The 5,810-nt window shown below is 42.9% G+C and carries 8 protein-coding genes; 5 read left to right on the top strand and 3 right to left on the bottom strand.

Features of this window, described 5'->3' with window-relative positions; all coding sequences use genetic code 11:
* Window positions 1-365 precede the first annotated feature (365 nt).
* The gene (gene thrC / locus HWQ58_RS16360; protein ID WP_292864462.1) at window positions 366-1,457 is read left to right on the top strand and encodes a threonine synthase; all 1,092 of its coding nucleotides are present in this window, start codon (window positions 366-368) and stop codon (window positions 1,455-1,457) included.
* Window positions 1,458-1,495: 38 nt separating this feature from the next.
* Here thrC and HWQ58_RS16365 read toward each other — a convergent pair whose 3' ends face one another.
* Both HWQ58_RS16365 and HWQ58_RS16370 read right to left on the bottom strand, forming a co-directional pair.
* The gene (locus HWQ58_RS16365) at window positions 1,496-1,960 is read right to left on the bottom strand and encodes a hypothetical protein (protein WP_292864465.1); all 465 of its coding nucleotides are present in this window, start codon (window positions 1,958-1,960) and stop codon (window positions 1,496-1,498) included.
* A gap of 50 nt (window positions 1,961-2,010) precedes the next feature.
* Window positions 2,011-2,205 carry a hypothetical protein gene (locus tag HWQ58_RS16370; protein WP_099098922.1) on the bottom strand — a complete coding sequence of 65 codons (195 nt, stop codon included), beginning with the start codon at window positions 2,203-2,205 and terminating at the stop codon, window positions 2,011-2,013.
* Between the two features lie 124 nt (window positions 2,206-2,329).
* Between HWQ58_RS16370 and HWQ58_RS16375 the strand changes: the two genes are divergently transcribed.
* The 4 genes from HWQ58_RS16375 (at window position 2,330) to HWQ58_RS16390 (ending at window position 5,396) form a co-directional block, all read left to right on the top strand.
* Window positions 2,330-2,707, top strand: coding sequence for a hypothetical protein (locus HWQ58_RS16375; protein WP_292864467.1), 378 nt, complete (start codon window positions 2,330-2,332; stop codon window positions 2,705-2,707).
* Window positions 2,708-2,950: 243 nt separating this feature from the next.
* Complete coding sequence (locus HWQ58_RS16380; protein WP_292864468.1) at window positions 2,951-3,850, top strand: YihY/virulence factor BrkB family protein; 900 nt, start codon at window positions 2,951-2,953, stop codon at window positions 3,848-3,850.
* Between the two features lie 87 nt (window positions 3,851-3,937).
* Window positions 3,938-4,444 carry a DUF4112 domain-containing protein gene (locus tag HWQ58_RS16385; RefSeq protein WP_292864470.1) on the top strand — a complete coding sequence of 169 codons (507 nt, stop codon included), beginning with the start codon at window positions 3,938-3,940 and terminating at the stop codon, window positions 4,442-4,444.
* Between the two features lie 19 nt (window positions 4,445-4,463).
* Window positions 4,464-5,396 carry an alpha/beta hydrolase gene (locus HWQ58_RS16390; protein WP_292864472.1) on the top strand — a complete coding sequence of 311 codons (933 nt, stop codon included), beginning with the start codon at window positions 4,464-4,466 and terminating at the stop codon, window positions 5,394-5,396.
* Window positions 5,397-5,626: 230 nt separating this feature from the next.
* On the opposite strand, the gene HWQ58_RS16395 is transcribed toward HWQ58_RS16390, so the two are convergent.
* The coding region (locus HWQ58_RS16395; protein WP_292864474.1) for a hypothetical protein at window positions 5,627-5,810 on the bottom strand (184 nt) is incomplete at its 5' end.

Below are 5,810 nucleotides of genomic sequence, written 5' to 3' on the forward strand. Positions count from 1 at the left end.
GAAGTATAGCAAAATACCTGTATTTGAGTGATTCATCCCGCATTTATGCAACGCCTCAAAATCAAATAGGAGTCCTATAGATTTGCAGATGATTGATTTTTCACCTCGTCAGTATCCTCTAAGCTAATTTGTTGAACCGAAGGTCGCCGTGGCGGTTTATGATAAATTAACCTTCTAAATGAAAATAGCAAGTGAAACGCCTGCATTACAAAAAATAATATTCTTAATAAGATCCTTTGGGATTAGGGAACTCTCAACAGGCAACTGGTAACGAAAAATCTACTTTCTTCCTCTTTCCCATTTTGCGCTTCCCTATCCCACTTTTTCTAAATATCCAATCCTTACATTCAGAAATTTTAAATCCCGTGACTTTGAGCCTGTCTGTTGCTACATCTCATCGCCAACCCTGGCCTGGATTGATAGAAGCCTATCGTGAATACTTGCCTGTCAGCGAAAAAACACCGATTGTCACTCTGTTGGAGGGCAATACACCTCTAATACCAGTGCCAGCGATCGCAGAACGCATTGGCAGACAAGTACGGGTTTTTGTAAAATATGACGGTTTGAATCCCACGGGCAGCTTCAAAGACCGAGGGATGACTATGGCAATTTCCAAAGCCAAGGAAGCAGGGGCAAAAGCAGTAATTTGTGCCAGCACGGGCAATACCTCAGCCGCCGCCGCCGCTTATGCCAGACGGGGAGGCATGAATGCCTTTGTACTGATTCCCGACGGTTATGTAGCGCTGGGCAAGTTAGCTCAAGCATTACTGTATGGCGCAGAAGTATTGGCAATTAAAGGTAATTTTGACCAAGCTCTAGAAATTGTCCGCGAGATGGCCGAAAGCTATCCGATCACTTTGGTGAATTCGGTCAATCCCTACAGACTAGAAGGACAGAAAACAGGAGCCTTTGAAATTGTCGATGCATTGGGTGATGCACCAGACTGGCTGTGTATTCCCGTGGGAAATGCCGGAAATATCACAGCATATTGGATGGGCTTTTGTCAATATCATCAAGCCAGAAAGTGCGATCGCTTACCCCGGATGATGGGATTCCAAGCAGCAGGAGCAGCCCCCTTAGTCCACGGTCAGCCAGTGGCGCATCCCGAAACCCTAGCGACAGCAATTCGCATTGGCAACCCTGCTAGTTGGGAATTAGCGATCGCGGCACAAACCGCCAGCCAGGGAAATTTCCACGCCGTTACCGATGCCGAAATCCTCGACGCTTATCGACTTTTGGCAGCATCAGAAGGTATCTTCTGCGAACCTGCTAGCGCTGCTTCTGTCGCTGGGTTGTTACAGGTGAAAGACCAAATTCCTACAGGGGCGACAGTCGTTTGTGTCCTCACAGGCAATGGTCTAAAAGACCCAGATACAGCCATTAAACACAATCACAGTCAATTTCAACAGGGTATCGGGGCGGAACTGGGCGCAGTAGCCAAGGCAATGGGATTTTAGGGCATTGGGCATTAGTCAAAAATTCTCCCTCATCTCCCTCATCTCCCTGCTCGTTCGCGTGTCAAGCTATCAATAGCATCACCCAAGGCAGTAGTCAGGCTATTGCGGCTTTGGGCGTGATTGTCCTGCTCAGTTTTCAAAGCTTGCAAGAGGCGATCGCGTTCTTTGATCGCGGCGATGAGTTTAGCTTGCAAATCTTCTACAGATTTTAGCTGTTCTATTTCTTGTTGGATAGCTACTGGTGTCCCAGCAGCCAGTGTGTCTACTTCAAAACCTTGGAGTTTATGCAGTTCTGCCTTGAGAGAGGCGATGGTCTGTTGGGAAAGTTGGGTATCTGTGCGGCGTTGTTCTGCTTCTGTGTTGTAAAGCTGACGCCATTTTTGGGCACTTTCCCAAGCCGTATCGCGATCGCTTTGAAGTTCCGCCATCTGCTCTTTGAGTGTCTGGATTTCTGTCAACCACTGTTGTGTTAAAGCGGTCGTATAACTACTATTTTCAGCCATTTTTATCCTCATGCGTACTAAGAAAGTACTAAAATCCATCTGAATACTATTTACTGTTGCCTTCCTTTCTTTTCATCCAGCGCTTTTTGAATAGCTTCTCTACAAAATTCAGGAGGATTGTCTTGTTGCTGTACTTCCTCTTTCATGGATTTTGTCATGCGTAAGTTCATCTTCTCGGTAAGCGGCTCCTCTCGTTCTGACTTAATTGGCTTTAAATTTTCAGGAGTTCCTTTAGGATTAGGCATTATTGAGAGATGTAAATATAGCTTGAATCTTGAGGAAGCGAAACATTAAAGTGTTTATTCGATGGGTACAGAAGCCTGAGAAACTTGTTACCCACCGATACCACTTTTAAGGAATGGCTACTCTATGTTTACACGTTCGGAACTGGAAATCAAAACCATCAAAGAACTTCGTGATCTATACTTACGCTACGGCATTAAGCCAACTGGGAATAAAGGGTACAAAACTTCATGGATTACATCTTTAATGGTGTTCCCTTGTATGGCGTTATCCCAGTTTGAGAACGGTAAGGGATTAAAACTTCCTACCTTTGCTTTCATGCAAGCACTGAGTAACGCTATAGATGAGATGAATGCACCAACCGATGAGCAAGCAGCACTTATCAAAATCACGATGGAAGGGAGAATCATGAATTACCCAGACAGGTACACCCAAGAGAAGCTATTAGCCTTGCACAAAGCGAAAATGTATCTTGAAATGGCTATCGGTTTGCTGAGTCAGTAAAATCCAATTCCTCATACCTAAATTCCTGACTCCCTTCACACCAGAGGGGAGTTTTTGTGTATCCTCTAAGTAATTCAACTTGATTCATAAATAATAGTCATTGGGCATGAGGCATGGTTATTCTCCTTGTCCCCTGGCTCCCCTGCTCTCCACTCGGTATTCTTGTGGTAAAAAGATAGATGCGATCGCTACGCAAAATTTAGCACAGTAGTTAATGAACGCAACCAGTTTTAACTCTAAATTATGCCAAAGCCTCGTTTTTTTCGCTTCTTTCGCCACCTCAATTGGCGCACGCTCAAAAAAACTTTTTCCAGGACTATGGAAAGGCGACTTTTCGGACTCGCCTCAGAAATCGCCTTTAATGCCATGCTATCGCTGTTTCCAGCAATTCTTGCTCTGATTACAGCTATTGGCTTATTGGCAGAATCTTTACAAAATACCTTTAGACAACTGGCGGTGCAACTAAGTCAAGTTCTACCTGAAGAAGCCCTGAATCTGATTCGTGATTTTGCTACCACAGAAATTACTAACTCCAAAAACAGTGGTTTATTTTCTCTAAGCTTTGTATTAGCAATTTGGACTGCTTCTGGGGCGGTGAGTACCGCTATGACAGCCCTCGATCAAATCCATCAAATTCCCTCAGAAAACATCCGCCCCTTTTGGAAAGCCAAGCTTGTCTCTCTGGGATTAACAGTTGGTACTATGTTGCTTTTAATATTGGCTTCTTTCTCAGTGTTTACCAGCGATTGGCTATTGGGAATAGTAGCGCGCGAAAATAGTTCTTTAATCTTTTTGTTGCATCTTTGGCTGCTGTTACGCTGGCCTTTAACTTTAAGTATTGTTGCTGTCGCCTTTGGCTTTGTTTATCGCTATGGCCCAAGCCAGTGGAACTCAGGCACGCCAATGATGCCTGGAGCAATTTTAGCAGCTGTTTTTTGGGCAATGTTGTCTGCCCTATTTCGGCTGTATGTGGCGAATTTTGGCAATTATAATAAAGTATATGGTGCTGTAGGAGCTGTGATAGTTTTAATGCTCTGGCTGTCAATGAGCGCTGCTGTTCTGTTAATCGGCGATCAGTTGAACGTGACTATCGGCGAAGATATGCGCTTAAAAGCCCGGCCGCAATCGCAAGAAAAATATTAATTCGTAAATCCTTGAGAAAATGATTGCAAAAGCTCAGTAGGGGAGTAAAATATCTAACGATTCAATACAAAATTAGCGATCGCCTCTATGTCTGATTCTCCTCCTCGAATTTCGATAATTGAACCTGATGCCAAAGCACCCACTTTGAAGCGCCTGCGTCAGTTAAGTCGGCTGTTGGATAATGTTATTACCATTCCTGGCACAAAGATTGGTTTTGGTATAGATCCAATTTTAGGACTCATACCGATTGGTGGTGATTTTTTGGGAATAATGTTTTCTAGCTACATCATTCTAGAAGCAGCACGGCTAGGCGTATCTAGAGCCACTCTAGGTAAAATGGTTTTGAACGTAATCATTGATGGCTTGGTAGGCGCTGTCCCAGTTTTGGGAGACTTTTTTGATTTTGCCTGGAGAGCTAATACTAATAATATCAAGCTCTTGGAAGAATACTTAAAGTTTCCCAGCGAGCAAAAGAGTGCAGACAGGTGGTTTATCTTTGCTGTTTTAGCTGGATTATTGCTAATCTCCATTATCTTAGTAGCATTGCCCGTGATTCTAATTAGAATCCTGTGGAGCGCCTTTACAGGCGGTTAAATTGTTTATTGATAAAAGAATGAAAGATTGGTGGCAAGCTACTTTTCCTAAAGGGCGGCAAAGTCTAGTTATTACTGATGCTAAAGGCTATCCTATACAAATTGCTTATGGCGAAAGAGGTAGAGGTAAACCGCTAATTTTATTACATGGTATGGGGAGTTGGAGCTACAATTGGCGCCACAGCGTAGCACCATTATCTAAATATTACCGAGTAATTTGTTTTGATGCCAAAGGTTTTGGTTTTTCGGAAAAACCATTGTCTCGTAAAGAACACAACGGTCATCAAGTTATTGAGTTTCAAAGAATTATTCAGGCATTATGTGATGAACCCGCAGTGATTGTAGCCGAATCTCTAGGGGGATTAGTTGCCCTTGCTCTTGCTCAAGAAAATCCGCAGTTAATCGGACGGCTTGTAGTAGTAAATGTACCTGTTTTTGCCGAACAGCTACCCCATTGGTCTATGTGGTTACTTGCCCAAACGCCTCTAGAAGTAATGCAAACAATTGACTCTTTACGTCTGACATATCTGTTTGCACCTCTATTTAGAGAAGTTATGGCAATAGAAAGACGTAGGGTATTATTTGATCCCTCAATTTTGACACAGGAAGATATCTATTGGATAACTTACCCGTTTACTGAATTGCCTGGTACGATCGCAAAAGTCGCTGAAGAGTTACAAATAGCTGCGCGAGAAATTGAGAATTGGCAAGCAAATAAGCCCAATATGCTCACTAAAATTCAAAATAACCTGAGTGCAATTAAGTGTCCTACACTAGTTTTGTGGGGTGAGCAAGATAGTTGGTTTCCTGCTAGTCATGGTAAGAAATTACATCAACATATCCCCAATTCCAAATTACAGATTTTATCTAACTGCTGTCATGATGCCTCAAGTGGGGCTTCTGAGGTGTTGAATAAAACGATTCTTAAATTTTTACAAGATACTAACTTCTAAAGAATAATTCAGAAGCCAGAATTCAGAATTCAGTAATCTTTGAATAGAGGTTTTAAATCCGGTGATTCAGACGCTCTCTACGTTCGCGCAGCGTGTCGCAGACAGACGATGCGCGTAGCTTGCTTCTGTGCAGGAGTCCTACTGTTGCGCTATATACCAGTTGCACAAAATTCATTTTGACTCTTGAATCTTAGTGGTGCAGATACGAATACTTAAGTTAAAACATCAGCCTAAGTACAGCATTTCATTAATTTGTAGCGAATTAAATTTGGCAATACCTTGCAATGCCAATGCATCCCAATATCAACGTTAATGCGTCCCTCTGCAATGCCAATGCATCCCAATACAATGTTAATGCATCCCTCTGCAATGCCAATGCATCCCAATACAATGTTAATGCGTCCCTCTGCAATG

It is taken from the genome of Nostoc sp. LPT (assembly GCF_017115165.1).
Classification (GTDB): domain Bacteria; phylum Cyanobacteriota; class Cyanobacteriia; order Cyanobacteriales; family Nostocaceae; genus Nostoc.

What these genes read in the sequence shown, in the direction of transcription:
- HWQ58_RS16370 (WP_099098922.1), bottom strand. Translation starts at nt 2,205, where the DNA reads ATGCCTAATCCTAAAGGAACTCCTGAAAATTTAAAGCCAATTAAGTCA.
- HWQ58_RS16365 (WP_292864465.1), bottom strand. Translation starts at nt 1,960, where the DNA reads ATGGCTGAAAATAGTAGTTATACGACCGCTTTAACACAACAGTGGTTG.
- HWQ58_RS16380 (WP_292864468.1), top strand. Translation starts at nt 2,951, where the DNA reads ATGCCAAAGCCTCGTTTTTTTCGCTTCTTTCGCCACCTCAATTGGCGC.
- HWQ58_RS16385 (WP_292864470.1), top strand. Translation starts at nt 3,938, where the DNA reads ATGTCTGATTCTCCTCCTCGAATTTCGATAATTGAACCTGATGCCAAA.
- HWQ58_RS16375 (WP_292864467.1), top strand. Translation starts at nt 2,330, where the DNA reads ATGTTTACACGTTCGGAACTGGAAATCAAAACCATCAAAGAACTTCGT.
- HWQ58_RS16390 (WP_292864472.1), top strand. Translation starts at nt 4,464, where the DNA reads ATGAAAGATTGGTGGCAAGCTACTTTTCCTAAAGGGCGGCAAAGTCTA.